Origin of the sequence: Streptomyces cyaneochromogenes, from assembly GCF_003963535.1 — a bacterium.
Classification (GTDB): domain Bacteria; phylum Actinomycetota; class Actinomycetes; order Streptomycetales; family Streptomycetaceae; genus Streptomyces; species Streptomyces shaanxiensis.
The window spans coordinates 10,453,563-10,477,636 of record NZ_CP034539.1; the positions used below are offsets into that span (position 1 = coordinate 10,453,563).

At 68.4% G+C, this 24,074-nt stretch carries 19 protein-coding genes and 5 pseudogenes; 15 read left to right on the plus strand and 9 right to left on the minus strand.

The features are described from left to right. Window position 1: 1 nt before the first annotated feature. Both EJ357_RS46915 and EJ357_RS46920 read left to right on the plus strand, forming a co-directional pair. A pseudogene (locus EJ357_RS46915) lies at window positions 2-275 on the plus strand (IS481 family transposase); the annotation flags it as partial. Window positions 276-628: 353 nt separating this feature from the next. Further along, complete coding sequence (locus EJ357_RS46920) at window positions 629-3,766, plus strand: NACHT domain-containing protein (RefSeq protein WP_407698459.1); 3,138 nt, start codon at window positions 629-631, stop codon at window positions 3,764-3,766. A gap of 141 nt (window positions 3,767-3,907) precedes the next feature. Here EJ357_RS46920 and EJ357_RS48790 read toward each other — a convergent pair whose 3' ends face one another. Next, a complete protein-coding gene (locus tag EJ357_RS48790) occupies window positions 3,908-4,054 on the minus strand; it encodes a hypothetical protein (RefSeq protein WP_175647786.1) in 147 nt (48 codons plus the stop codon). A gap of 306 nt (window positions 4,055-4,360) precedes the next feature. Here EJ357_RS48790 and EJ357_RS46925 point away from each other — a divergent pair, with 306 nt between their 5' ends. Next, a complete protein-coding gene (locus EJ357_RS46925; RefSeq protein ID WP_126398864.1) occupies window positions 4,361-4,852 on the plus strand; it encodes a DUF2975 domain-containing protein in 492 nt (163 codons plus the stop codon). Then, window positions 4,852-5,073, plus strand: coding sequence for a helix-turn-helix domain-containing protein (locus EJ357_RS46930; protein ID WP_030724363.1), 222 nt, complete (start codon window positions 4,852-4,854; stop codon window positions 5,071-5,073). Before EJ357_RS46925 ends, EJ357_RS46930 begins: the two co-directional genes overlap by 1 nt. Before the next feature lie 350 nt (window positions 5,074-5,423). Here EJ357_RS46930 and EJ357_RS46935 read toward each other — a convergent pair whose 3' ends face one another. Beyond that, window positions 5,424-5,966, minus strand: a complete 543-nt coding sequence (locus tag EJ357_RS46935; protein WP_126398866.1) for a GNAT family N-acetyltransferase — start codon at window positions 5,964-5,966, stop codon at window positions 5,424-5,426. Window positions 5,967-6,069: 103 nt separating this feature from the next. Then, entirely contained in the window at window positions 6,070-6,495 is a 426-nt protein-coding gene (locus EJ357_RS46940) for a MarR family winged helix-turn-helix transcriptional regulator (protein WP_126398868.1), read from the minus strand. Window positions 6,496-6,586: 91 nt separating this feature from the next. On the opposite strand from EJ357_RS46940, the gene EJ357_RS46945 reads away from it, so the two are divergent. Together EJ357_RS46945 and EJ357_RS48795 are read left to right on the plus strand one after the other, a co-directional pair. After that, window positions 6,587-7,318, plus strand: a complete 732-nt coding sequence (locus tag EJ357_RS46945; protein WP_126398870.1) for an SDR family NAD(P)-dependent oxidoreductase — start codon at window positions 6,587-6,589, stop codon at window positions 7,316-7,318. 451 nt (window positions 7,319-7,769) lie between these two features. Beyond that, window positions 7,770-7,928 carry a hypothetical protein gene (locus EJ357_RS48795; RefSeq protein WP_175647787.1) on the plus strand — a complete coding sequence of 53 codons (159 nt, stop codon included), beginning with the start codon at window positions 7,770-7,772 and terminating at the stop codon, window positions 7,926-7,928. An 11-nt stretch (window positions 7,929-7,939) separates the two neighbouring features. Here EJ357_RS48795 and EJ357_RS46955 read toward each other — a convergent pair whose 3' ends face one another. Next, window positions 7,940-9,112 (minus strand): UDP-N-acetylglucosamine--N-acetylmuramyl-(pentapeptide) pyrophosphoryl-undecaprenol N-acetylglucosamine transferase, encoded by a 1,173-nt coding sequence (locus EJ357_RS46955; protein WP_126398872.1) that lies wholly within the window; start codon window positions 9,110-9,112, stop codon window positions 7,940-7,942. Between the two features lie 326 nt (window positions 9,113-9,438). Between EJ357_RS46955 and EJ357_RS50655 the strand changes: the two genes are divergently transcribed. Both EJ357_RS50655 and EJ357_RS46960 read left to right on the plus strand, forming a co-directional pair. Further along, window positions 9,439-9,561 (plus strand): hypothetical protein, encoded by a 123-nt coding sequence (locus tag EJ357_RS50655; protein ID WP_323377739.1) that lies wholly within the window; start codon window positions 9,439-9,441, stop codon window positions 9,559-9,561. A 15-nt stretch (window positions 9,562-9,576) separates the two neighbouring features. Continuing rightward, entirely contained in the window at window positions 9,577-10,230 is a 654-nt protein-coding gene (locus tag EJ357_RS46960) for a hypothetical protein (RefSeq protein WP_323377741.1), read from the plus strand. A 19-nt stretch (window positions 10,231-10,249) separates the two neighbouring features. Here the strand turns inward: EJ357_RS46960 and phoU are convergent, their stop codons facing one another. Beyond that, a complete protein-coding gene (gene phoU, locus EJ357_RS46965) occupies window positions 10,250-10,924 on the minus strand; it encodes a phosphate signaling complex protein PhoU (RefSeq protein WP_126398874.1) in 675 nt (224 codons plus the stop codon). 1,466 nt (window positions 10,925-12,390) lie between these two features. On the opposite strand from phoU, the pseudogene EJ357_RS46975 reads away from it, so the two are divergent. After that, a pseudogene (locus EJ357_RS46975) lies at window positions 12,391-13,601 on the plus strand (RNA-guided endonuclease InsQ/TnpB family protein). Window positions 13,602-13,672: 71 nt separating this feature from the next. After that, a complete protein-coding gene (locus tag EJ357_RS46980) occupies window positions 13,673-14,344 on the plus strand; it encodes a formylglycine-generating enzyme family protein (protein WP_126398876.1) in 672 nt (223 codons plus the stop codon). A gap of 105 nt (window positions 14,345-14,449) precedes the next feature. On the opposite strand, the pseudogene EJ357_RS46985 reads toward EJ357_RS46980, so the two are convergent. Beyond that, window positions 14,450-15,450: pseudogene (locus EJ357_RS46985) on the minus strand (IS481 family transposase); the annotation flags it as partial. Window positions 15,451-15,487: 37 nt separating this feature from the next. Then, on the minus strand, window positions 15,488-15,853 hold the full coding sequence (locus EJ357_RS46990) for a VOC family protein (protein ID WP_126398878.1): 366 nt from the start codon (window positions 15,851-15,853) through the stop codon (window positions 15,488-15,490). A 254-nt stretch (window positions 15,854-16,107) separates the two neighbouring features. Here EJ357_RS46990 and EJ357_RS46995 point away from each other — a divergent pair, with 254 nt between their 5' ends. From EJ357_RS46995 to EJ357_RS51030, 3 genes and pseudogenes are all read left to right on the plus strand, one after another. Further along, window positions 16,108-17,277 (plus strand): IS110 family RNA-guided transposase, encoded by a 1,170-nt coding sequence (locus tag EJ357_RS46995; RefSeq protein ID WP_407698541.1) that lies wholly within the window; start codon window positions 16,108-16,110, stop codon window positions 17,275-17,277. A 103-nt stretch (window positions 17,278-17,380) separates the two neighbouring features. Next, a complete protein-coding gene (locus EJ357_RS47000; RefSeq protein ID WP_126398882.1) occupies window positions 17,381-18,346 on the plus strand; it encodes a helix-turn-helix transcriptional regulator in 966 nt (321 codons plus the stop codon). A gap of 69 nt (window positions 18,347-18,415) precedes the next feature. Beyond that, window positions 18,416-19,259 (plus strand): annotated as a pseudogene (locus tag EJ357_RS51030) (winged helix-turn-helix domain-containing protein); the annotation flags it as partial. A gap of 26 nt (window positions 19,260-19,285) precedes the next feature. Here EJ357_RS51030 and EJ357_RS47015 read toward each other — a convergent pair. Beyond that, window positions 19,286-20,239, minus strand: coding sequence for a LysR family transcriptional regulator (locus EJ357_RS47015; protein ID WP_126398886.1), 954 nt, complete (start codon window positions 20,237-20,239; stop codon window positions 19,286-19,288). Between the two features lie 172 nt (window positions 20,240-20,411). On the opposite strand from EJ357_RS47015, the gene EJ357_RS47020 reads away from it, so the two are divergent. After that, entirely contained in the window at window positions 20,412-21,530 is a 1,119-nt protein-coding gene (locus EJ357_RS47020) for a PrpF domain-containing protein (RefSeq protein WP_126398887.1), read from the plus strand. Window positions 21,531-21,638: 108 nt separating this feature from the next. Beyond that, complete coding sequence (locus tag EJ357_RS47025; RefSeq protein ID WP_228472849.1) at window positions 21,639-22,892, plus strand: SLC13 family permease; 1,254 nt, start codon at window positions 21,639-21,641, stop codon at window positions 22,890-22,892. Between the two features lie 290 nt (window positions 22,893-23,182). On the opposite strand, the pseudogene EJ357_RS51035 reads toward EJ357_RS47025, so the two are convergent. Beyond that, window positions 23,183-23,895, minus strand: a pseudogene (locus tag EJ357_RS51035) (transposase). Between the last annotated feature and the right edge of the window lie 179 nt (window positions 23,896-24,074).

Consider the following 24,074-nt stretch of genomic DNA (forward strand, 5'->3'; position numbering starts at 1 on the left):
TGATCGACATGCCGCCGGATGCGGAGTCGATCTGAGGCAGCGTCCTGCTTTCGCACGCATCGAGCGGGTGATGACCGACAATGCCTGGTCCTACCGCAAGAGCTTCGCCTGGCGGCGAACCCTGGCCGGCCTCGGCGCGAGCCGAAAGCTGACTCGCGGCTACCGGCCACAGACCAATGGCAAGGTCGAATGCTCAACCACACCCCCTGCTCGGCGAATGGGCCTGTCTACGGCCCTACGCCAACAACGACGAACGCACCGCCGCACTGGCGCACCGCGCCGAGCTGGGGCCATCCGGCCGCACGGGCGGTCGGCCCCGTCATATGCCGCATCCAGGCTGGGGTTATCTTCTGCAGGCGTCGCCCGCTGCTCGACGGTGGGCCCGGCAAGCACCGGGGGCGCGGAAGCTGCCCGGGTGGGCCGGCACCAATGCGGGCTCTACCCCGTCGTCAGAGCCCAGGCTTGGGCTGCCTTGATCGATGACCACAGGGGGGTAAGGAGCACGGCCGTAAGGTGCCCGCGCCGGCTCGATTGCGGAGCAAGTGATTCACTCCCGCGGGAGAGCCGAGTGCGGATACGGTTTTCTTCCGGACGGTGATGAAGGCTCCTCGGGGTACGGGGGCGTGGTGTGGGGCTGAGTTATCGGGATGCTGTTCGCCTGCTGGGCGGGTCGCAAGAGGGTACGGTCCAGGCATTGGACCGGCTGACGGGAGGGCTGCTGCTCGCGACCTCGGCCACGGGCATCGGTTTGCTTTCCAATCTGTTCGACGTCCGGGGCGAGTTGGCCCGGCTGAGCGCCGGTCTGGTGCGAGGGTTTGCTGAACAGGCGCGGGGGCTGGGCCGGTTCGATCGCAGCGAACGCCTGACTGCGGCCCACGCGGTGGTGGTTCTCTGCGCCTACTTCGAGGCCCTCTCCGAGACGGACCTCCCGTGCGATCCGCGGGACCTTGAGCTGACGGCTGCCGAACAGGCGAACCTGGCCGGGGGCGATACGGGGGCCTCCCGACGGCTGGGTTCTCTCGCCGCCGGCCTGCTGCAGGCCGAGGTTCCGATGCCCGTGCCGCAGCGGCCTTACGAAAAGACCTTGGAAGCCCTCTCAGAGTTCTACCGGCGCCTGTCCGGCGAGGTGACCCGGTTCGTGTCGGGCCTGGCCTTGTGGGACAGCCTCGACGACACGCGCAAAGAGCGTTTCGCGCACACCCTCTCGAACGATCTTCCTCGAGCCGCGGTCAATCGCTATGAGGAACTCTTCGGGCAACTGGCGCTGGACTGCCCGGAGGTCGCCTTCTGGGCCAATTTCGTCGATCACCAGGCCACACGGGCGCAGCTGGAGACGGTGAGCGCCTCCCTGGAGGGGCTGCAGGTGGCCCTCGGGCAGATCGCACAGCGCAGACCTGCCGATGCCTGGATCACCGGTCTGGCGCGTGCTCACGCGGCGGTGCTTGACCGGCCGATCCTCACCTCCCGCGATGCCCTGGACGGAACGAGCCTGCCGACCCTGGGGGCCGCGTACGTCAACCCGGACTTCCGGGTCTGCGAGGTGGGCCCGTCCGACCCGTTCGCCACCGAGAGCTGGTGGCAGGAGCTGCCGGTGCGCGGCGACCTGGACGCCTTCTTGCTGGGGCACCTGACGTCGCTGCAGGCCGTGCGTGCCCCGCTGATCGTGCTCGGCCAGCCCGGCTCGGGCAAGTCGGTGCTGACGCAGGTTCTGGCGGCCCGTCTGCCTCCCGCCGACTTCCTCGTCGTACGCGTCGCTCTGCGGGAAGCCGCAGCCGACGCCGACCTGCAGACCCAGATCGAGCAGGCGGTCCGTTCCTCCACCGGCGAGTCCGTGCACTGGCCCGAGCTGGTACACCGCGGCCGGCACGCGCTTGCGGTGATCATGCTGGACGGCTTCGACGAGCTGCTGCAGGCGACCGGCACCAGCCAGACGGATTACCTGCTGCGGGTGGCCGCATTCCAGGCACGCGAGGCCGGCCAGGGGCGCCCCGTCGCCGTCCTCGTCACCAGCCGCACGGCGGTCGCCGACCGGGCGCGTCCCGCACCGGGCATGATCGCTTTACGGCTGGAGCCCTTCAACGACCGCCAGGTGACACAGTGGTTGGAGGTGTGGAACACCACCAACACGGCCGGCTTCGCCGCCCGCGGCCTGCAACCCCTCGCCCCTGACACCGTACTCGCGCACCGTGCGCTGGCGTCCCAGCCGTTACTGCTGCTGATGCTGGCGCTGTACGACTCCGACCGCAACGCACTGCAACTCCGCAGCGCCGCACTGGGCCAGGCCGAGCTCTACGAACGCCTCCTCACCAGCTTCGCCGAACGGGAGGTCCGCAAGAGCGCGGCCGCGCTGACCGAGGAACAATTTGGTGAGGCGGTGGAAGAAGAACTCACCCAGTTGTCGATGGTGGCGTTTGCGATGTTCAACCGCGGCCAGCAGTGGATCGGCGCGGCCGACCTGAACACCGACCTTGCCGCCCTCGCACCGGATCTCGACAGCCGCTCCGCCCACACGGGCTTGCGCGCACACTTGACCGCCGCCCAATTGCTCTTGGGCCGGTTCTTCTTCGTCCACGAGGCGCGCGCGAGCCGCGAAGGCCGGACCTTGAGCACCTATGAATTCCTCCACGCCACCTTCGGCGAGTACCTGGTCGCCCGGCTCGCCACACAGGAACTGCACGACCTGGCCGAGTTGGTGCGCCACCCCTCACGCCGTAGCCGGCCGTCCACTTTCGACGATGCGTTCCTGTACGCGCTCCTGTCCTTCATGCCCCTGACCACACGAGCAACGGTTGTTTCCTTTCTCGTGGAACGGCTGCGAGGCTGGCCTCAGTTGCTGCGGACGCAGACGCTCACCGTCCTGCTCGGCCTGTTCCACCGTGCGCTGCTCCCACGCCACGACACCCGCTACGAGGCTTACACTCCGCAGCGCGTGACGGTGCCGGCCAGGCCGGCGACGTACTCACTCAACCTGATGCTCCTCGCGGTAGCCACGACGACTACTGAGGGCCTCAGTGGCGAGGACCTCTTCCCAGACACCGGCGAAACGGTTGCCGCCTGGCGCCGGCTGGCGCTGCTGTGGCGTTCGCAGTGTCCATCGGAGGGCTGGAGCGGTCTGATCGCCGGCGTGGCGATCGACAGGTTCTGGGATGACGGCCGTCGGCAGATCCGGGTGCGTTTGCAAGACGGTGCGCAAGCTGAGCCGTGGAGCCTGGACCCGTTCTGGACGTACGGCTTCGGGCCCGACCACGAGTACCGGCCCCGGACGGACAACCAGTGGTTCGCCTGGATCACGGACGACCATCGTGAGTTGCAGCAGCAGGCGAAGTTCCTCTGCGACGTGGCCGACGACGTCTTCGCGCATGGGCTGCAACCGTGGGCCGGTGCGTGGGACACGGCCGTCGTCAGTTTCCACGCCACCCGCGAGCACCCCGCCGCATCCGCTGCCAACGCGCTCGTCCGGCTGTGGCTGACCAGCGATCAGGACAGCACACCTGCGGATCTCACTGCCACCTTCGACCTCTGCCTCCAAGCCGCTCTCAACGGCTTCGCCCCCTTCGACACGGACACGAGACGGCGCTTTCGCCTGGTGTTCCTGCGCCGCCTCGCTGCGGATTGGGAAAGACTCGAACACGCCTGGGTGGAGCGGGCCATGCGGGCCATTCACGACGGCGGGAAAGACGCCATTGACGAAGGCGCACAGTTCCTCGATGCGGCCCGAGAGATCCTGCCCGCCCCACTGACCGCTCTATGGCCCGACCGGCAGTAGCGGAAAACTCCCGCCGTACCCGCACTGACAGCGCAGCAGTCGACGCGGGGCGCCGGACAGTTCGAGGTGCGGCTGCGCTGCTACCTGGAACTGCGCCAGCAGGTCACCCGCCGCATCGACAGAGCCATCCGCGATCTGCGCTCAGCGGCGGAGCGGACTGGCCCCGGTGCTGCCCTTGGCCGGGCTCGCCGAGCACGCCGGGACGGGGGCCTGGTCGTACTGCTCGGATCGATCCCCGGTGGACGGCGGGCCGCCGGCCACGAACTGGAGGTGGACCAGGTGCGTCACGACACTCGACCGATGGCGTGGGTCTGGCGGCGCAGCGCCACCCGCGCGCCGGGCACCCGGCCAACTGAGCCGCGCCCTGCACTGCGGGACGATGTCAGACCAGAGCCTCGGCACGGTCAGGGGCGTCCGATTTTGCCTTCACGTGAGGCCGCCTTCGACAAGATCAAGACGGTTCACGCGACCGCCACGCCATGAGGGACGGCGCCGTCCGCCATGGTGCGAACCTGCCACCACTCTCCGCCCAACCCTTGCTTCACCTATCGAATGTCGATAGATTCTCATCGTCATTCGATGGAAGGATAGGTCGTGGGAAAGCTGACAGTGCATGTGCTGCGCGCCGTGCTCGTGGTGGTGCTCGCCGGCACCGTGTTCGTACAGGCAGGGATGGTGTGGGCGTTGGTCAGCGGGAGCGACCCGGAGGACGGGTCGCTCCCGCTGACCCCTTTGCGCGTCATCACGATCCTGGGCATGGTGTCGGTCCAGGTCGCCCTGGTCTGTGTATGGCGGCTGGTGGCGATGGTGCGACGCGGAACCGTGTTCTCCCACGCCGCCTTCCGGTACGTGGACGGCGTGATCGGCGCGATCGTGGCGGCCGCCCTCGTGTGGTTCGCGGTCACGGCCCTCAATGCGCCGGGCCAGCGGGACGACCCGGGCGTCACCGTCATCATGGGCGGAATTGGCGTGGCCATCCTGGGGGTCGCGCTCATCGTGCTCGTGCTGCGGATGCTGCTCGCCCAGGCCGTCGCGCGCGACGTCGAAGCGGCGCAGATGCAGGCCGAGTTGGACGAGGTGATCTGATGCCGATCGCCGTCGACATCGACGTGATGCTGGCCAGGCGGAAGATGTCCGTGGGCGAGCTCGCGGACCGCGTAGGGATCACGCCCGCCAACCTGGCGGTACTCAAGAACGGCCGCGCCAAGGCGGTGCGCTTCGCGACACTCGCTGCGCTCTGCGAGGTGCTCGAGTGTCAGCCGGGCGACCTGCTGCGCTGGGAGGCGGAGGACGCCGCGGGCGGATGACGTGCCCTTCCAGGATCATGGACTTCTCGACGGCCCGGGAACCGAGTGGAAGACCGTGCCTGACGACGCGTCATCGCCGATCCCACCTGTCTTTCGCCCCAACTCCGCGAGCACCCCCGGGCTGTGCCCGAAGGGGATCCCGGGCCTGCTGGAGCGGCTGACCGAGGCACCCGACCTCGCGATCCGCGCGGCGTACGGCACGCTCGCTGGTGGCATGTTCGGTCGGGTCTCGGATCCGCCAACTATCGTGGACGGGTTTCGCCAAGCGCGATGAACAGAAGTGCCATGACCTGTGAGGGCTCCACGGGCGAACCGTCACCCCTTGCGAACGCTTACACCCGTTGCCGCCATCAACGGGTGGTTGTGAGGTACTGGTCCGACGACAACGCGAACACCCGTACTCGCCGACCGCAGGTGGGATTGACGGTCTCACGGACCGGATGCATCCCCAGTTTCGTCATGATCCGTTCGGAGGCGTCGTTGCCCACTTGCGTGATGCTGATGATCCGTTCCAGCCCTCGCTCTTCGAACCCGAACCGTACGGTGGCCGCAGCGGCCTCGGTGGCCAAGCCCTGCCCCCAGTGGGAACGTCCCAGCCGCCAGCCGATCTCAACCGCCGGCAGTACCTCCGGCAAGTAGTGGGGCACCGAAAGGCCGGTGAACCCGGCAAGCTCGCCACTGGACCGGATCTCCACGGCGAACAGGCCGAAGCCCTGTGACTCCCACTCGCTCTCCCATACCTGGATTCCGCTGCGAGTCTGCTGTTCGTCACGGACGCTGCCGTCACGGATCCACCGCATGACCTCGGGGTCGGCATTGACGGCAGCCATGGGCGCAACGTCTTCCTCGCGCCAGCGACGCAGGATCAAACGGGGAGTCTCAAGCGTGACCATCCAGTCATTCTGTATCGCAAATGGGCTCTCCGTCGTCGGTGGCGTCCGGAGTCCGGTCTAAACGAGGGCGAGGGTTCCGGCGCTTCATGGAGGTGCTGAGGGTTCAGGGGCGTAGTGCTGTGGTGGCGGATTGGAGGAGGCGGACGAGGCTGTCGCGTTGGACGGCGGGCCAGGAGCTGAAGCGGGTGGTCAGGGCGGTGTGGATGGCTTGCTGGAACTGGCTGGTGACCCTTTCACCTTCGGGGGTGAGGTGGACGCGGGTCATCCGGCGGTCGTCGGGGTCGGGTTGGCGGGTGAGCAGGCCGCGTCGCTGGAGCCGGTCGACGAGGCCGGTGATGTTGGTCTTGTCGCAGTGCAGCAGGGTCGCCAGCTCACCCAAGGACGGCTGCAGATGTTGGGCGAAGCACAGCATCTGCGCCTGCTGCGGGGTCAGGCCCAGCTGGCGACTCGCGGTGCTGAACTGGCCGTCGACCTCCATGAAGACGCCGATCAGCGACTCGACGAGTTCGTCATTGGATGCGGCGGCCATGCCAGGCAGTCTACTCCCTCGACAGTTGACTCCCTCCACCAAATTAGTCGATGATATGGACTATCCATAGAATCGACTAATTGGAGGGGCCATGCGTGTCGAGGAGCGGGTCGCGGTCGTCACCGGCGGATCGCGCGGCATCGGGCGGGCGATCAGCGATCGGCTTGCCGCGGCGGGAATGCGCGTCGTCATCGGCTCCCGCGACCAGGAAACAGCGGCGCGGGCCGTGGCCCAGATCAAGGAAGCGGGCGGGCAGGCCACTGCGGTCCGCGCCGACATCACCCGGCCGGAGGCGGTCAAGGAGCTGTTCGATGCATCCGAGAGCCAGTACGGCCGGGTGGATGTGTGGGTGAACAACGCGGCCACGGCAACCGCGGTGCCGCTGGCTCGCGCCACCGATGACGACTTCGACCAGTACCTGCACGCCAACGTGCGGGCCACGTTTGTGGCGCTGCGCGAGGCCGCGCAGCGCATCAGCGACCACGGCCGGATCATCTTGATCTCATCCGCGCTGACCGCGTCGCCGCTGCCCGGCATGGCGCTGCTGGCTGCCAGCAAGGCCGCCGGTGACCAGCTCGCCCGTACGCTGGCCTGGGAGGTGGGCTCCAGATCCGTCACGGTTAACAGCGTCCTGCCGGGCCTGACCCGTACCGATGTCATCGCCACCGTGCCCCCGCAGGTCATTGACGACGCCCAGGCCCGCACACCGCTGGGCCGCCTGGGTGAACCAGCCGACATCGCCGACATCGTCGCCTTCCTGGCCTCCGACGCCGGCCGATGGATCACCGGCCAGACCATCCACGCCGCCGGAGGCATGATCTGAGGAATCGGCGCCGGGCCAGGGCTGGATGGTGCAGCCCTCAACGACCTGGGCAAAGATCATCAGACCGTCCCGCAGACTGGCTACGCGATTGCGGTGACGGTCTTGTGATCGACGGGGTGGAGCGGTGCGGCGTGTCGGGGCCGGAGCTGGTGGGGTCGGTCGAGCAGGGAGCGGCGCAGGTCCTGCAGGAGCCGGAGTCCGGTGGGGGGCATGGTCAAGCCGCGCCAACCGCGGGAGGTTCGGCGAGACCCGCCGCCGCGCCAAGGTCATCGGCCGCTTCCCCGGCGAGAGCTCCTCCATCGGCATCGCCTGTCCGCGCCGACGACCTCGGCCACGCGCTCCCGCCCGTCCCCGACAGCGATCACCTGCGCCGGATCGACGGCTATCTCGTCGTAGGCGTCCTGTAGTCCCGGGGGAGGAGAGGCTCACCCGCGACAAGCCCGCCACCGGTATGCCCCCGCGGCCCGAGGCACAGCACAAACTCGTCCTCCACCCCCCAGCCCGTGACGTCCCCGGCCCGATGGGCCAGGGCGATGACGACCTGTTCAACGACTTCGACGTGCTGATCAAGGCGGGCACGGCGTTGCACGTCGGCCGCACCGGCCCGTGACTTCGCGCTGGTCAGCCGGATACGGCGGACAGGATCACGTCGACGAGCCTGTCCGCCGCATCCGGCCTCCCGTGTGCCAGGGCCCGCCGGGCCATCTCTTCCCGCCGCGCGGGATCGGCGAGGAGCGGGCCCACCGCGTCCCGGAGCCGGGCTGCGGTGACGTCACCGAGCAGGGCGACGGCGGCCCCGGCCTCTTCCAGGTGGCGGGCGTTGTGCGCCTGCTCGTTGCCTGCCGAGGAGGCAAGCGGGATGAAAACGGCCGGCTTGCCCAGTGCGGTGAGCTCGGCCAGGGTCCCGGCCCCACTTCTCGACACGACGACGTCCGCAAGCGCAAAGACGTCAGGTAGCTCGGGGCCCATGAACCCGGCGAGGTGGTACCGGCCGACCGTTGCTGCCAGCAGGGTCGCCGCATACTGCCGCAGCTCTTCGACGTTGTCCGGGCCGCACTGGTGGATCACGTTCGCCCTCTCCAACAGCCAGGACAGGGCGTCCCGCACGACGCCGTTGATCTGCTGAGACCCCTGCGCACCGCCGGTGACGTACACGGTCGGCAGCCGCCGGTCGAAGCCGTGGAGACCCAGAGCCTGCACCGCCTTGTCCGGGTGACCGGCCAGAACCTCCGGCCGGATCGGATTACCGGTGACGACCGCAGCACCGCGCACCTCCTCCGGTAGAAGAGGCACCGTCGACTCGGAGGACACCGCGATCCGCGTCGCCGAGCCGGCCAGCTTCCGATTGGCCAGACCCAGACGCACCGTCTGCTCGTGCAGCACCAGCGGACGCCGGCACATACGCGCGGCCAGCCCCGCAGGGACCGCGACGTAGCCGCCGGTGGCGAGGACTACGTCCGGCCGGAAGTCCGCGACCAGCTTCCTCGCCTGGGCCACGCCGAGAGGGACCCGGGCCATGTCCCGCATGTTCGCCGCGGACATTATCTTCAGCGGGTTGTTCGAGCGGCGGATCTTCCCCGTGGCCACCGAGGCGAACGCGATCCCCTCAGCCGGCGCGATACGCGCCTCCAAGCCCTCGGCAGTACCAATCCACAACACGTCCAGGGCCCTCCCCTCCGCAGCGAGACGCTTCTGCAGCGCGCGGATCGCAGTGAGCGCCGGATAAGTGTGACCGCCGGTGCCCCCTCCCGTAACGATGAGACGGAAGGCGTTGGCACGGTCGGGTTCTTTCATCACCCGGCGCACCCTACTGGCGTGAGGCGGGACTGCCGTGTAGCTGCAGTACCGGTCAAAAAGCAGCCCTGCACGGGGGAGGCTGAACTGCCTGACGGCTGCTGCCGCTCACCGCCGGGGTGTGGGGCGTCGCTGCGGTGAGCGTGGGTGCCGCTGCGGGCCGCCGAGCTCGCGAAAGAGGTGGTGAGTGAGTGAGCACGATGTACCGGCCCGGGACCGGTCCGTATGGCGTGGGAGGGAATCCAGCGACGGCTGTGGTAGTGAGCCGGTGGGTGCTGTCGTTGGCGGAGTGCCAATGGTGGTGGGGGAGATGATGGACAGCCGGAGTGGACAAGACTCTGGACTTCTCCGGTCTGCTGCGGATGATCGGCGAACGGTCGGCCGCTTTCCGTGCCGCGGTCGCCTCGGCGCCCAGCCTGGGCGTGGAGGTGCCGACCTGCCCCAGGTGAACGCCATTCGATCTGGTGAAGCATCTGGGGGAGGGGCGCCGTTCCTGGGCCGCTACCGTCGCCGCAGGGCCCGCCGCGGCGGGCAAGTCCGCATCGCAGGGCCGGCCGCGCCCCGGGAGCGCGAGCCGCTGCTGGCCTGGTCGGCTGCGTCGGCGCAGGAGCTGCTGGACGCTCTGCGACAGGCAGGTGCGGATCGCGGTTGCCGGACGTTGGGGTGCGTCGCAGTCGCCGCAGACCTGCGGTGCCGTCGCCCGGCACCAGCTGCAGGAGATTGCGGTGCACACCTACGATGCACAGCTCACCGTGGGCGTGCCGCGGCCGCTGCCGGTCGAGGTGGCACTCGATGGTGTGGAGGAGCTTTTGTCCACGTGCTGCGCTACGCCGAGCGCCTGGCCGCACAAGCCCACTGCCTTCGATTTCCACACAGCCGAGGGCCGCTCCTGGCGCCTCATGGTCGACGGTGCCGGCGCACGCTCCGCCCGTCTGCCCGCGCCCGGAGAGACACCCACTTCTGCCGGCGAGAGCCCGGAGGCGGCCGGCACCTGCGTCCGTGGCACGGCCGCTGAGCTGCTCTTCTTCCTGTACGACCGTACCCGGGCGGACTCCTTGCGGATCGGCGGAGACGCGGACCTGTTCGACCTGCTCCGTGCCTGGGAGCCGGATGAGTAGGACGTGACGGTGCGCCGTGTCACGCAGTGGCGGGCGGGTCGGCGGCCGCTTCGTCCGTGTGTTCGCCGGTGACGAGGTAGACCACGCGGTGGGCGATGGATACGGCGTGGTCGGCGAACCGCTCGTAGTAGCGGCCGACCAGCGTGACGTCGACGGCCGTCTCCACGCCGTGGTGCCAGCGCTCGTCCAGCAGGTGATGGAAGATCAGGCGATGCAGTTCGTCCATCCGGTCGTCGTCCCGCTCCAGCTGGAGGGCGGCGTCGATGTCGTGGGTGACGAGCACCTCGGCGGCCTGCGCCATCAGACGCTGCGCGAGCTGGCCCATCTCCAGGACGGTGCGGCGCAGGTCCCGCGGTACCGCTTGGTCGGGAAAGCGCAGCCGGGCGAGTTTGGCCACGTGCTGGGCCAGGGCACCGCAGCGCTCCAGGTCCGCACTCATGCGCAGCGACGTCACCACGATCCGCAGATCCGTGGCCACCGGCTGTTGTCGCGCCAGGACCGCGATCGCACGGTTCTCCACATCCCGCTGCAGATCGGCAACCTTGTCGTTGGCGGAGATGACACTCTCCGCCAGCTGAAGATCCGCATCGAGCAGAGCGCTGGTGGCCCGGCCCATGGCGGAACCGACCAGGTTCGCCATCTCCACCAGGCCATCACTGATCGAAGCCAGCTCTTCGTGATACGCCTCGCGCACGGGATCTCACCCTCCCAGGCCGCAGCCGGTCACCACCTGCTGCCAGACTCGCACAACCCTGCGTGCGGGGCTGGGGCAGCCCGCTGCTCTCCCGAGAGCAAGATCGCGCCGATCGGGTCGACGGACCAAGGCCGCATCCGGCGCCTGACCGTCGCCCTGGCGCCCCGCTGCGCTGCCCGGCTCTTCGATACGCAGGAGGCCGGCGCCACCGAGCTGCAGCTGAGGGACCTCGCGGCCGAAGCTCCCACAGGGCGTGTACGTCCAGGACAGCGGGCGCCGTGCTGGCCGGCTCGAGTGGCTGGGGCCTCCCGTTTCGGGCTCCGGCACAGATCTCGTAGAGCGGTCGCGGAGGGTAACCGCGGAGCTCGAGTGCATGGGGTCGCTCTCTCATGAGACCGCGTGCGCCGTACTGCCGGGCTGTGGTTACTGATGCCCAATCAGGTAGGTGCACGACCATCGCGCTCCGCGACAGTCGTGTACGACGGTGCCGGTCATACAGCCCGTCATCGCACGCCAACTGGGCTGGAGGCGACACACCGTCCAGCGGTATACCCGGCCGCCCGCTGGCAGGACATGGTCAGCGGGCGCCATACCCGCCCCAGCCGCCTCGACGTGCACCCGCCCTTTTTGCAACGACACATCGACGAGACCGACGGCACGCTCACCATCAAGGAGCTGCGCGAAGAACTCGCTGCCCGTGGCCACCGCGTGCCCTGCACCAGCCTGCGGGACTGGGCCCGCAGCCGCCTGAAACGGCCTGACTCACCGGAGCCTGCCGCCGCGACGCCGTCCGTGCGCACCGTGGATCACCCGCCACCCCGACACACTCACCGAAGACGAAACCCGCCCAGCTGAAGGCCGCTGCCGACATCTGTCCCGAGCCGGATCAACCCACGGCCTCGTACGGGCCTTCACTCGGATGCTCGCCCACCGAACCGGCGCTGACCGACCGGACTGGATCGACACCGCCCACGTCGCACAGCTCCCCGGGATCACCGGCTTCGCCCACGGGCTCGCCACCGACTTGGAAAGCGTGATCGCCCCCACTCACCGCGCACTGGAGCTCCCACGGCACCGAGGGTGCAGTGCACGGGGTGAAAAAGATCAAGAGGCAGTCGTACGGGCGAGCCGAATTCGAACCGCTCCGCACGATGATCCTGCTTCAGGAGCTGTCCCATCTCAGACGATCTGGCCGGCCTGCGGGCGGAGTCCTGACCTGCGCAACCTGTCCGGTTGGGACGCCTGGCCGCCAGGAATCCCAGTTGATCGCACCCGGGGCACGTGGCGCCGGGTGCTGTCTTCAGTCATCGAGATTCCTCCGTGGATACCCCGGCCTTCAGGCCGGGGAGGAAACGGACTCCTGCGGAGCAGGGCAGTGAAGGCCGCAACGCCGCCAGGGCGGTTCGGCGTCCGCCGACCGCTGGCCGACTTCCTTTGCCCATATGGAAGTTGATAGAAAGTGAGGCGTGATGCGGCAGGTCAAGCGGGCGTTCAAGTACCGCTTTTATCCCACCGGCGAGCAGGCAGCTGAGTTGTCGCGCACGTTCGGGTGTGTCCGTCTCGTGTACAACAGGGCGCTGGAGGAGCGCACGCGGGCCTGGTATGGCGAGCAGCGCCGGATCTCCTATGTGCAGTCGTCCGCTGCGTTGACGGAGTGGAAGAAGACCCAGGAGCTTGCTTTTCTGGCTGAGGTGTCCTCGGTTCCGCTCCAGCAGGCGCTCCGCCATCTTCAGGCAGCGTTCGGGAGCTTCTTCGCCAAGCGTGCGAAGTACCCGCGCTACAAGAGCCGGAAGAAGTCCCGCGCGTCGGCCGAGTACACCCGCAGCGCCTTCAAGTGGCGCGACGGGCGCCTGACTCTGGCGAAGATGTCCGAGCCGTTGGACATCCGCTGGTCGCGTCCGCTCCCGCAGGGTGCGCAGCCCACGACAGTGACCGTGTCCCGCGACGCCGCGGGGCGCTGGTTCGTGTCCCTGCTGTGCGAGGACACCATCGCCCCCGCCCCTACCACGGCCAACGCCGTCGGCATCGACGCGGGCGTGACGTCTCTCGTGACATTGTCCACCGGGGAGAAGATCGCCAACCCCCAGCACGAGCGCCGCGACCGCGCACGGCTGGCCCGTGCGCAGCGAGAGCTGTCCCGCAAGGTCAAGGGGTCCGCGAACCGGGAGAAGGCCCGCCGGAAGGTCGCCGAGGTGCACGCACGGATCGCCGACCGGCGCCGCGACTTCCTTCACAAGTTGTCGACTCGACTCGTCCGTGAGAACCAAACGGTCGTGATCGAGGACCTCACCGTCCGCAACCTGCTGAAGAACGGCAGGCTCGCGCGCGCCGTCTCGGATGCGGCCTGGACGAACCTGCGCATGATGCTGGAGTACAAGTGCGCCTGGTATGGGCGCGAACTCGTCGTGATCGACCGCTGGTTTCCCAGCTCGAAGCTGTGCGGGCACTGCGGCACAGTCCGGGAGAGATTGCCGCTGAACATCCGCGAATGGACGTGCGACGACTGCGGCACCGTGCATGACCGTGACGTGAACGCGGCACGCAACATCCTGGCCGCCGGGCTGGCGGCCTCTGCCTGTGGAGACGGTGTAAGACCTCAACGGGAGTCCCCCGGACGGGGCAATCGTCGGTGAAGCAGGAAACCCAGCGGGCGACCGCTGGAATCCACCGCCTTTAGGCGGGGGAGGAAGTCAATCTGCCTCGGTTCCGCCGTTGCGCCCGGGCAGGTCTCGTTAGGATTTCCAGATCATGGACGTGATGACGGGGAACGAGTTGATCGCCATCCCGCCGGGGCAGCTGACGCTGTCGGACCGGCGGACACAGCGCAGTTGGTCGGTCGAGGTTGCGCCCTACAGGCTTGCGGCGCTCCCGGTCACCCAGGCGTTGTACGCACAGATCACAGGCCGGCGGCCGAGCACCGCCCAGGGAGACCGGCTGCCCGTCGAGTCCGTCTCCTGGTGGGATGCGGCGCGGTTTTGCAACGCCCTGTCCCAGCGCGACGGATTCACGCCTGCGTACCACTTCCTGGCCGACGGCGAAGGCATCGAGTGGGACGCATCCGCCGACGGGTACCGGCTGCCGACCGAAGCGGAGTGGGAGCACGCCTGCCGTGCGGGTACGACAGGACCGCGTTACGGAAAACTCGACGAAATCGCCTGGTACCGCGGCAACTCGCACGAGCGCCTCCACGACGTGGGCGGGAAACGCCCCAACGCGTGGGGGCTCTACGACATGCTCGGCAACGTCTGGAACTGGTGCTGGGACGTCTACGACGCCGAGGTATACGGCACCTACCGGGTGCTTCGTGGCGGTGGCTGGTTCGATGAGCACTGGAGTTGCCGGGCCTCCGCGCGGCGCCGCAGCCACCCGACCTTCCAGGTCGACGACGTCGGATTCCGCATCGCACGTTCCTTCGGGTGACGAGCGGTTCAGGCCCGTCCACGGACGCAATGCCGGCCGATCAAAGGGCCTGGGGAACTGGCGCCAGCCGGGGCTGTCAGCGGGTGGTGATGGGTGCAAGGAGTGGATGTATGAGGGCTCGACGTTTGTGACGCTCTCGCGGAGGCGTGCTGCTGGCGGCTTTCCGGCGGCAGCGCTATGAGGGCGGGTAGTTGTAGTGGATGTTCCACACTGCGATCGCGGCTGACCGGGCGTCCGCGCTGGTGAACTCGCGGGCGTAGAGGACTTCCTCGGCCATGATGCGCTGGTAGCGCTCCACCTTCCCGTTGTGCCGAGGCATGTATGGCTTGGTTCTCTGATTCCGGGTGCTTGCCCGACGATGCGGGCGAAGTCGCCGGAGCGGTAGCAAGCGTCATTGTCGGTAACGACCCGGTGGATGTGGTTGATGCCGTGGGCGGTGAACCAGACCTTCGCACGGGCGAGGAAAGCAGCAGCCCTCGCGCCCGTCTCATCGCCCAGCGGTTCTGTGTAGGCGAGCCGTGAGAAACCATCGACGACGGAGTGCAGGTAGACGTAGCCACGCTTCGCCCCGGTCGACTTCGCCCGACCAGCGACCTTGGCCTGATCGCTGACCCGGCCGTGGATCCGCCACCCGCCGCTATCAGGGACCCGGCCGACCTTCTTCACCTCCAGGTGCACCAAATGTCCGGGCCAGCGGGCGGTGATCTTCCCCGGCTTCCGGTTGCTCGCACCGCCTGGGCCGATGAAGCGGCGTTCGCCGAGGCCGAGCCGGGTCAGGTGTCGGCTGACAGTTCGCCGGTTTGATCACATAACCGATTACTCACAAGTTCGTCGGTGATCCGTTGCGCTGACCACTTGAACTCGCGGCGCCAGGACTCGATCTGCTTGATGCCCCATCCTGGAGTCGCGTTCGGACTCCGGTGCGGACTCGACGACCGGTCTTGCAATCCCGCATCACCGTGTAGCCGTCAGCGATTTACCCACTTGCCGGCGCATGCGCGAGAGGTTCCCATTTCAGCGGCGACGTGGGCGATGGGACGTGTCTGGCACCGCTTCACGAGCCGCCTACGGCCCTCGACGCTCAGGGGCGCATTCGCGTGGGGCACTCGTCGTCCGCGTGCGCGCCTGCCGCAGTGCGGCCTTTCAGTCCCGCGGTGCGACGCGGATACGGTTCCCGTCAGGATCGGCTGCGAGGAAGGTCAGCCCGAACCCCGCATCATGAGGCTCGCGCAGGATCGTGACCCCCTTGGAATTCCACTGCTCAAAGGTCGCGTTGAGCTCGTCCGGTCCGCCGTCGATGGCCAGGCACACCTCACTGGTGCGCGGGACGTCCGGTGACAGATCTTCGAACTGGCCCGACCACAGAGCGAGGTCAGCGCCTGGCCCGAGGTCGAAGGTGATGTATCCCGGAGTCTCGAACGAGGGGCTCATGCCGAGGAGGTCGCCGTAGAAACGTGCTGCGGCGGGAGCGTCATTCACGTAGACGATCGACACGACGGATGTGGTCATGGCGTCCTACCTTCTTGGTGGGTTTGAACTGGTCATTCGTAAGATCGGTGGGGCCCAGGGGCTCCGGGTATGGCTGTCATGGTTGAGCCGATGAAATGGCTTAAGGAACATGGCCGCCCGGAGCCCCGCGACGACTCGACCGCCCATTGGGATTTGCGACTTGATCGCTTCGTAGGACTACGTCGGCGAGGTCGTCTGCGGGATGGACCGACGACGAGCTGACGGAGGTGACCGTGCCCCGGATCTGGGCCGGAATGGACATCGGCAAAGAGCATCACCACTGCGTGGTGATCAACGAACGGGGCGAGCGTCTGCTGTCCCGCCGGGTCCTGAACGACGAAACAGCCCTGCTGGAGCTGATCCGCGACGTCCTGGACATCGACCGGGACGTGTTGTGGGCGATCGACATCAACCACGGCGTTGCCGCCCTGGTGATCGGTCTGCTGCTCAACCACGACCAGCCGATGGCCTACCTCACCGGCCGGGCCGTCCACCACGCTTCCGGCACCTACCGGGGCGAAGGCAAGACCGACGCCAAGGACGCCCTTGTCATCGCCGACCAGGCCCGCATGCGCCGCGACCTGGGCCAGCTGCGACCCGGCGACGAGATAGCCGTCGAGCTGCGCATCCTCACCGGGCGCCGCACCGACCTGGTGGCCGACCGCACCCGGCAGATCAACCGGCTCCGCGCCCAACTGCTGGAGATCTTCCCGGCCCTGGAGCGTGCCCTGGACATGACCAACAAGGGTCCGGTGGTCGTCCTGACGGGCTACCAGACGCCGGCTGCCATCCGCCGAAGCGGTGCGAAGCGCATCGAGACCTGGTTGCGCAACCGGAAGGTCCGAGGCGCGGCAGCTCTGGCGAAGACCCTCGCTGAGGCAGCCGAGGCCCAGCACACCGCACTGCCCGGCGAGAAGCTGGCCGCCGCCATGGTGGCCCGCCTCGCCAAGGGGGTGATGGCCCTGGATGAGGAGATCAGCGAGCTCGACGCGCTCATCGAGGGCCGGTTTCGCGAGCACCCGCAGGCCGAGGTGATCCGCAGCCTGCCGGGGATGGGAAGCCTGCTCGGAGCCGAGTTCCTGGCTGCCACCGGCGGTGACATGGACGCCTTCGACAGCGCCGACCGCCTCGCCGGCTACGGCGGTGTTGCTCCCGCGCCACGGGACTCCGGACGCGTCAGCGGCAACCTTCACCGCCCCCGGCGCTACCACCGCGGCCTGCTGCGGGTCTTCTACCTCTCCGCGATGGCCAGCCTGAAATCCTGCCCGGCCTCGAAAACCTTCTACGACCGCAAGAGAGCCGAAGGCAAGGGGCACAAGCAGGCCCTGATCGCCCTCGCCCGCCGACGGGTGAACGTCCTCTGGGCAATGCTGCGTGACGGACAGCGCTACCACGAGTCACTTCCCGTCACGGCAGCAGCTTGACTTCAGCATTGGGATGTTCCTTCTCGCAGGTCGTAGGTACGCATCCGCCAGCCTGACCGGGATATGCGCCGCATCGTGTCGCAATTCCTGGAAAAATTGGTGGGTGACCCCAGATCGCTTCTTCACCCTGATGCTGCTCCTCACATCGAGGGATGCCGTGACCACACAGGAACTCGCCTCAGCGCTCGGGGTGTCCCTTCGAACCATCACCCGAGATCTGAACTGGCTCCGCGACGCCGGTCTGCCGGTGACCGCACACCGGGGCCGCCTCGGAGGCGTGACCATGCTGCCCGGGTCCGGGCTCGACCTCACGCGACTCACACCGGGCGAGCGTGATCATCTGTCGCTCACTGGGCTGGATGAGAAGCAACGCGCGGAGCTCAACGCATCAGGCGAAAGCCGGCGCGCGCTCTCCAAGATCGCCGCTACACAGCCACGTCGAGTTCATGAGCTCCTGCCGCTCACCGACGTAGTGCACGTGGACAGCCGTCCCTGGCGTCAGGCACGAGCCTCCGGCACGACTCCGGCTTCGCTTATCGGCGCATTGCGGCGAGGTCGCCGGCTACGGATCGAGTACGACAGCCCACGCGAGTCATGCCCACGCGACCTGGTCGTGGATCCCTACGGGCTGTTCGCCAAGGCCGGCATCTGGTACCTCGTCGCCGACTGTGCCCGAGTGCCACGGTTGTACCGACTCGAACGGATCACCACGTGGAAAGAAGTCGACCAGCCACGACGGATCCGCGAGAGCCAGACCCTGGCCACCGTCGCTGCGGCGCTCGTTGATCAGTGGGAACACAACCATGCGATAGAGGTCAGCGCCACCATCGACCAGACCCAGATCGAGCGAGCGCAACGGATCTTTGGCCTACGACTCATCCAGGACGACCATGAGGAATCCACCACCGGCCACAGGGTGAGGATCCGCTTCCTGCATCTGGAGGACGTGCGAGCACTGCTGCCGTTCGGGAGCGCCATCACTGTGCACGGCCCCACCGAAGCCAGGGCTCACCTCCGCGACCTCGCCACCAATCTTGCCCACCACTATGCGCCGTCACCAACGTCCTGACCCGCAACGGCTACTGAGATTTTCGGCCTAGGGCGACAGTGATCTCGCGGGTGGGTGTGTCCCTGGAGGATGCGGTATCCCGATGGGGGTGGCCTGACCGCGAAGCATCGGGCCCGGCGGGAGCCAGTGCGGTTTGAGGCTGCCGAGTATTCGCGCACGGGGTGACACCGCCGCAGGTCGCGCGGCGGTTACGGGTGTCACGCAAGTCCGCTTGTGCCTGGCATGCCCGCTGGTGGGACAGCGGTGTTGAGGCCCTGCGGAGCAAAGGGCCGTCCGAGTGTCCGTCACGGACGAAGCCGGAGTGGCGGGCCTGGATGGCGGCGGAGCTGGAGAAGGGGCCGGCCGCGCACGGCTGGACGGAGGACCAGCGCTGGACCCTGGCCCGGGTGGCCACGGTGATCGCCCGGCGCTTGCATGTGCGCTTCAGTTCGGCGCAGACCCGGCGCATTCTGCACAGGTTGGGTTTTTCGGTGCAGGCGCCGGTGCGCCGGGCCGCCGAGCGTGACGAGAAGGCCGTGGCCAGGCGGATCAAGGAGACGTGGCCGCAGGTGGAAAGACGGTGAGGGACCAGGACCCCCGGCTGCGCTTTGCCAACGAGGCAGGACAGCTGCTGCGGCCGCCGAAGGCTTGCACCTGGTCCCGCCGAGGCTGTCCGCCCCTCGTCCGGGTCCGGGCGGCCGGCTCGGGCCGTATCTCCATGGCGGGACTGGTCTGCCGCAAGGCCGGTCAGCGCACCCGGCTGGTCTTCCGGATGCTGGTCCACCACGGCCGTAAGGGTGAGAAGAAGGGCTTTCGGGAGAGAGACTTCGCCTCGTTGCTGGACTCCGCCCACCAGCAGCTCGGCGGCAACATCGTGCCGGTCTGGGACAACTACAGCCACCACGTCGACGTGCAAGGCAACTCGCGGCTTGGCTGGGGGCGCAGCTCGTGGCCGTAGCGTCAGCCCCGCCGGACCGCCCCGAGCTGGGCCCGGTGCAGGTCTGGGGCGGTGAATCGCTGCGCCACCGTGCGCAGAACGCGGGCCATCGCCTGGGCGGGTGGGGTGGCAGGGCGTGCCGCGGCGCGGGCGAGGAGGATGCGGCGGGTGGGGGCCGGGACGTCGGAGGCGAACGGCAGGAGGCGTACGTCGCTGCGTCGGCTGGTGAGGGCCAGGCGGGGTGCGAGGGCGATGCCGAGACCGGCGGCGACCATGGCCTGCGCCTCCTGGTAGTCGTGCGAGGAGTACGCGATGCGTGGCTCGAATCCCGCCTGGCGGCAGCTTCGGCGCAGGACGTCGGCGACGGGGTGGTTGTCGGCGCGGATGATCCACTCCTGGTCGGCGAGGTCACCGAGGCGCACGGAGGGATGGGTACGCAGGGGTGAGTCGGCAGGGACGACCAGCACCGTGGGGTCGTCCAGCAGGTGGGTGAGGGCGAGCGCCGGATCGTCGAGGCGGTTCCATTCGTAGTCCCAGAGCAGCCCCTGCTCCACCTCGCCGGTGTGCAGCATCTCGCGGAGCTCCGCGAGGACCCCGGCGCGCACCTCGATGCGGATTCCGGTGTGGCGGCGGCGGAAGCGGGTGAGCACGAGCGGCAGCAGGGACGCGCTCGCCGTAGGGAAGGAACCGAGCCGCAAGGTGCCCTGGTCGAGGGCCGTGAACGAGTCCAAGTCAGCTTGTGCTGCGCGCAGTTCACGGCGGATCGCCTGACCTCGCTCGGCGAGCGCGGCACCCGCCGGGGTGGGGCGGATACCACGCGGCAGCCGCTCGATGAGGGGCTGCCCTGCCTCCTGCTCCAGCAGGGACATCTGCTGGGAGGCGGCGGAGGTGGTCATGCCGAGGGCTTCCGCCGCGGCAGTGAGTGATCCGCGTTCGGTGGCCTCGGTGAGCAGCAGCAGGCGACGCACGTTGAGCATGCCGTCGACTTTAGCTGAGCTAAACCCAGGTGAAGCGAACTGCGATTGTTCCGAAGTCATGCCTCTGCGAAGGTCTCCGCAATCGCCGAGCGGTTCACGGGCCCGCAATGCGCCCGTAACCGCTGCCTCGGCCCTTTTCCCTACCTCCGTTGACCCAGGAAGAGCCTCAGACGTGCACATTCCCGCGACCCTGGTGCGTGGCGGCACAAGCAAGTGCTGGCTGTTCAACCAGGTCGAAGTCCCGACCGACCGTGGCGACCTCGAAAGGCTGCTGGTCGCCGCGTACGGCGCCACTGATCCCGTGGAGCTGGACGGTGTGGGCGGGGCGACCCCCACCACCTCGAAAGCGGCCGTGGTCAGCGCCTCACCCGAGCCCGGCGTCGACGTCGACTACCTGTTCGCCCAAGTCGGCATCGGGACGGGCTCGGTGGAGTGGACGAGCAACTGCGGCAACTGCGCCACCGGCGTCGCCCTGTACGCGGTGACCAAAGGAATGGTTCCGGTCACCGGCGACCGGACGCGCGTGGTGATGCGCAACACCAATACCGGCGCGGTCCTCGAAGGGATCGTCGAGACCCCCGGAGGCGTGGTGCAGCACTTCGGCCGCCAGACGGTACCCGGCACCCGTGCAGGCGGGGTCGCGGTCGGCCTCACCTTCCGCGACCCCGCCGGTAGCACTGCCTTACTGCTCCCCACCGGCCAGGCCGCCCAGGACCTGCGGGTCGGCGACGCCGAGCCGGTACGCGTGAGCATGGTGACCGCGGGAGCGCCAGTCGTCCTTGTCGACGCCGCCGGTGCCGGGCGTACCGGTGCCGAGTCACTGGAGCGGATGACCGCAGACGTCTCCTGGCTGCGCACCGTCCGTCATACCGCCGCACCCCTGATGGGGCTGCTCCGGCCGGGCGAGGAACCGGGCGACGCGGTGCCCAAGGTGGGCCTGGTCGGCCCGCCGGTTCCGTACACCACCACCCTCGGTGAACCGATCGGTGCCGAGGACTACGACGTGTCGGTGCGCATGCTCAGCATGAACGCCCCGCACCCCGCGATCGGCCTGACCTCTGCCGTCGCCGTCGCGGCGGCCGGGCTGCTGCAGGGGTCCGTGGTCTCCAGGATCACGGGCGGCCCGACCGACGAGTGGTTGCGCCTCGGCACGCCCGCCGGCGTCGTCGCGGTCCGCTGCACCGATGTGAGGGACGGCGTGCCGAGCCGGGTCACCGTGCAGCGCGCGGCCCGTCTGCTCGCCGACGCCCGCATCTACGTACCGGAAGCAGGCAGCCCGCAAGCCGCCTGAGCCGCGACGAACATCACCTCGGTCGGGCCGGCTCCCAGCCGTCCGCACCGGGATACTCTCGCGCCCCGCGGGGCGCGCCACCCCGTCCCCACCGCACCAAGGACAAAGATGTCTGCTGAAGTGATCTCCATAGGCGCCCTGTTGGTGATGTTCGTGGTCGGCACCGTGCTGCCGATCAACCTGGGCATCCTCGCCTTCGTCGCCACCTTCGCGGTCGGGACCGCCTCGCTCGGCCTCACCGAGGACGAGATCTTCGAGGGGTTCCCGGCGAAGCTCTTCGTCACCATCGTCGGAGTCACCTACCTGTTCTCCGTCGCGCGCCGCAACGGCACCATCGACTGGCTCGTCGCGGCCGGGGTGCGGCTGGTACGCGGCAAGGTGCAGCTCATCCCCTGGGTGCTGTTCCTGGTGGCCGCCCTGCTGACGGCGTTCGGTACGTTCACCCCGGCCGCGGTCGCGATCCTCGCACCGATCGGCATGAACTTCGCCTACCGCTACAAGCTCAACCCGCTGGTCGTCGGCATGATGGTGATCAGCGGCGGACACGCGGGGGCGTTCTCCCCGCTGGCCGTCTCCGGAGCGCTGGTGCTCGGCCTCGTCGACAAGACCGATCTGCAGGTCTCCGCCGTCGCGCTGTTCAGCGCCAGCTTCGTGATCAACCTGCTGCTCTCGATCCTCACCTACGCCCTGCTCGCCAAGCGTCCCGCCCCGCTGGTCGAGGGCGCCGCGGAGGCAGCCGACGACGAGGACCTCGATGTCTCCGGCAGGCCCGATTGGCGGCAGTGGCTCACCCTTGCTTCTCTGGTGGCCCTCGTCGTCGGCGCGCTCGGCTTCCACCTGGAGATCGGCTTCCTTGCGCTGGCTGCCGGCGCCCTGCTGGCCCTGGTGGACATGAAGCGGCAGGAGAAGGCCGTGGACGGCGTCAGCTGGTCCACCCTGCTTCTGGTCGCGGGGATGATGACGTACATCGCGATGCTGGAGAAGGCCGGCATCATCGAGGAGATCTCCGAACATGCCGCCAACCTGGGCGCCCCGCTCGTCGTCGCCCTGCTGCTGTGCTTCACCGTGGCCATCACCTCCGCCTTCGCCTCCTCCACCGCGATTCTCACAGCGATCATCCCCATCGCCGTACCGCTGCTGCTCTCCAGCCACCTCAGCGCCGCCGGACTGATCGCCGCGCTCGCCGTCTCCACGACGATCGTCGACACCTCGCCCTTCTCGACCAACGGAGCACTCGTCCTCAGCAACGCCCGTGGGGTGGACGCCCGTCGCTTCTACCGCCAGGTCATCGGCTACACCGGCGGAATCGTCGCCCTCGGCCCCGTCGTCGCCTGGGGCGCCCTGGTCCTGCCCTGGTCATAGCGCAAAAGGCCGACGACGGACAGCGGAGGGCGCCGAACTGGACCACGCACGGCGCCCTCCGTGCTGATTCTGTGTGCAGAACCAGGGGGATACAGACGCAGTCGGCGACGGGCAGCGTGTACCGAAGCGACGCTTTCGACGCAGTGCGGGTAAGGCCCTCACGCGGAGGTCAAGCGACCGCCGCTTCCGCATCGGGACTATCGCACCGGACCCCGCCCGCCGTCGCGGGCCGTCCCGCGCCTCTGCGGCCTGTCGCATGCTGGGCTACTGAGGTTTTCGGTTGGGTGACGTCATGGTGGCGTCGTGATCAGTCCGATGTCGGCGATGAACCCGTCGAGCAGGTCGGGCCGGTACTGCATCCGTTTGAGGCGGGTGCGGACGAGCCCGGCGAGGTCATTGATACTGCACGGGGCGAGGTTGCCCAGGCTCTTCTTCAAGTGCGCCCACGCCCTCGGCCGGGTTGAGGTCGGGGGTGTAGGTCGGGAAGCGGAAGGCCGTCAGCCACGGCCGTTTCCCGGTCAGTTCGCGCATGGCGGCGTCGACGTGGTGGCTGTAGTTGTCCCAGACCAGCACGATGTTGCCGCCGAGCTGCTGGTGGGCGGAGTCCAGCAACGAGGCGAAGTCTCTCTCCCGAAAGCCCTTCTTCTCACCTTTACGGCCGTGGTGGACCAGCATCCGGAAGACCAGCCGGGTGCGTTGACCGGCCTTGCGGCAGACCAGGTCCGCCATGGAGATACGGCCCGAGCCGGCCGCCCGGACCCGGGCCAGGGGCGGACAGCCTCGGCGGGACCAGGTGCACGTCTTCGGCGGCCGCAGCAGCTGCCCCACCGCTGTCCCACCAGCGGGCATGCCAGGCATAAGCGGACTTGCGTGACACCCGTAACCGCCGCGCGACCTGCGGCGGTGTCACCCCGTGCGCGAATAACTCGGCAGCCTCAAACCGCACTTGCTCCCGCCGGTCCCGCTGCTTCGCGATCAGGCCACCCCCATCGGGATACCGCATCCTCCAGGGACACACCCACCCACGAGATCACTGTCACCCTAGGCCGAAAATCTCAGTAGCCGTTGCACGTACCGGGCAAGGATCCGGTTACCCGCAAACGTTGTCCGACCTGCTCAACCTGCACACCGGGACCGCAACCGCCTGGAACGAAACCGCGGGCAACACCCGCTCCGGTTACA

Coding starts and splice junctions, on each gene's coding strand:
- EJ357_RS46930 (WP_030724363.1), top strand. CDS start 4,852: ATGCCGATCGCCGTCGACATCGACGTGATGCTGGCCAGGCGGAAGATG.
- EJ357_RS46935 (WP_126398866.1), bottom strand. CDS start 5,966: ATGGTCACGCTTGAGACTCCCCGTTTGATCCTGCGTCGCTGGCGCGAG.
- EJ357_RS46940 (WP_126398868.1), bottom strand. CDS start 6,495: ATGGCCGCCGCATCCAATGACGAACTCGTCGAGTCGCTGATCGGCGTC.
- EJ357_RS46945 (WP_126398870.1), top strand. CDS start 6,587: ATGCGTGTCGAGGAGCGGGTCGCGGTCGTCACCGGCGGATCGCGCGGC.
- EJ357_RS48795 (WP_175647787.1), top strand. CDS start 7,770: ATGCCCCCGCGGCCCGAGGCACAGCACAAACTCGTCCTCCACCCCCCA.
- EJ357_RS46955 (WP_126398872.1), bottom strand. CDS start 9,112: ATGAAAGAACCCGACCGTGCCAACGCCTTCCGTCTCATCGTTACGGGA.
- EJ357_RS46980 (WP_126398876.1), top strand. CDS start 13,673: ATGGACGTGATGACGGGGAACGAGTTGATCGCCATCCCGCCGGGGCAG.
- EJ357_RS46990 (WP_126398878.1), bottom strand. CDS start 15,853: ATGACCACATCCGTCGTGTCGATCGTCTACGTGAATGACGCTCCCGCC.
- EJ357_RS46995 (WP_407698541.1), top strand. CDS start 16,108: ATGGACATCGGCAAAGAGCATCACCACTGCGTGGTGATCAACGAACGG.
- EJ357_RS47015 (WP_126398886.1), bottom strand. CDS start 20,239: ATGCTCAACGTGCGTCGCCTGCTGCTGCTCACCGAGGCCACCGAACGC.
- EJ357_RS47025 (WP_228472849.1), top strand. CDS start 21,639: ATGTCTGCTGAAGTGATCTCCATAGGCGCCCTGTTGGTGATGTTCGTG.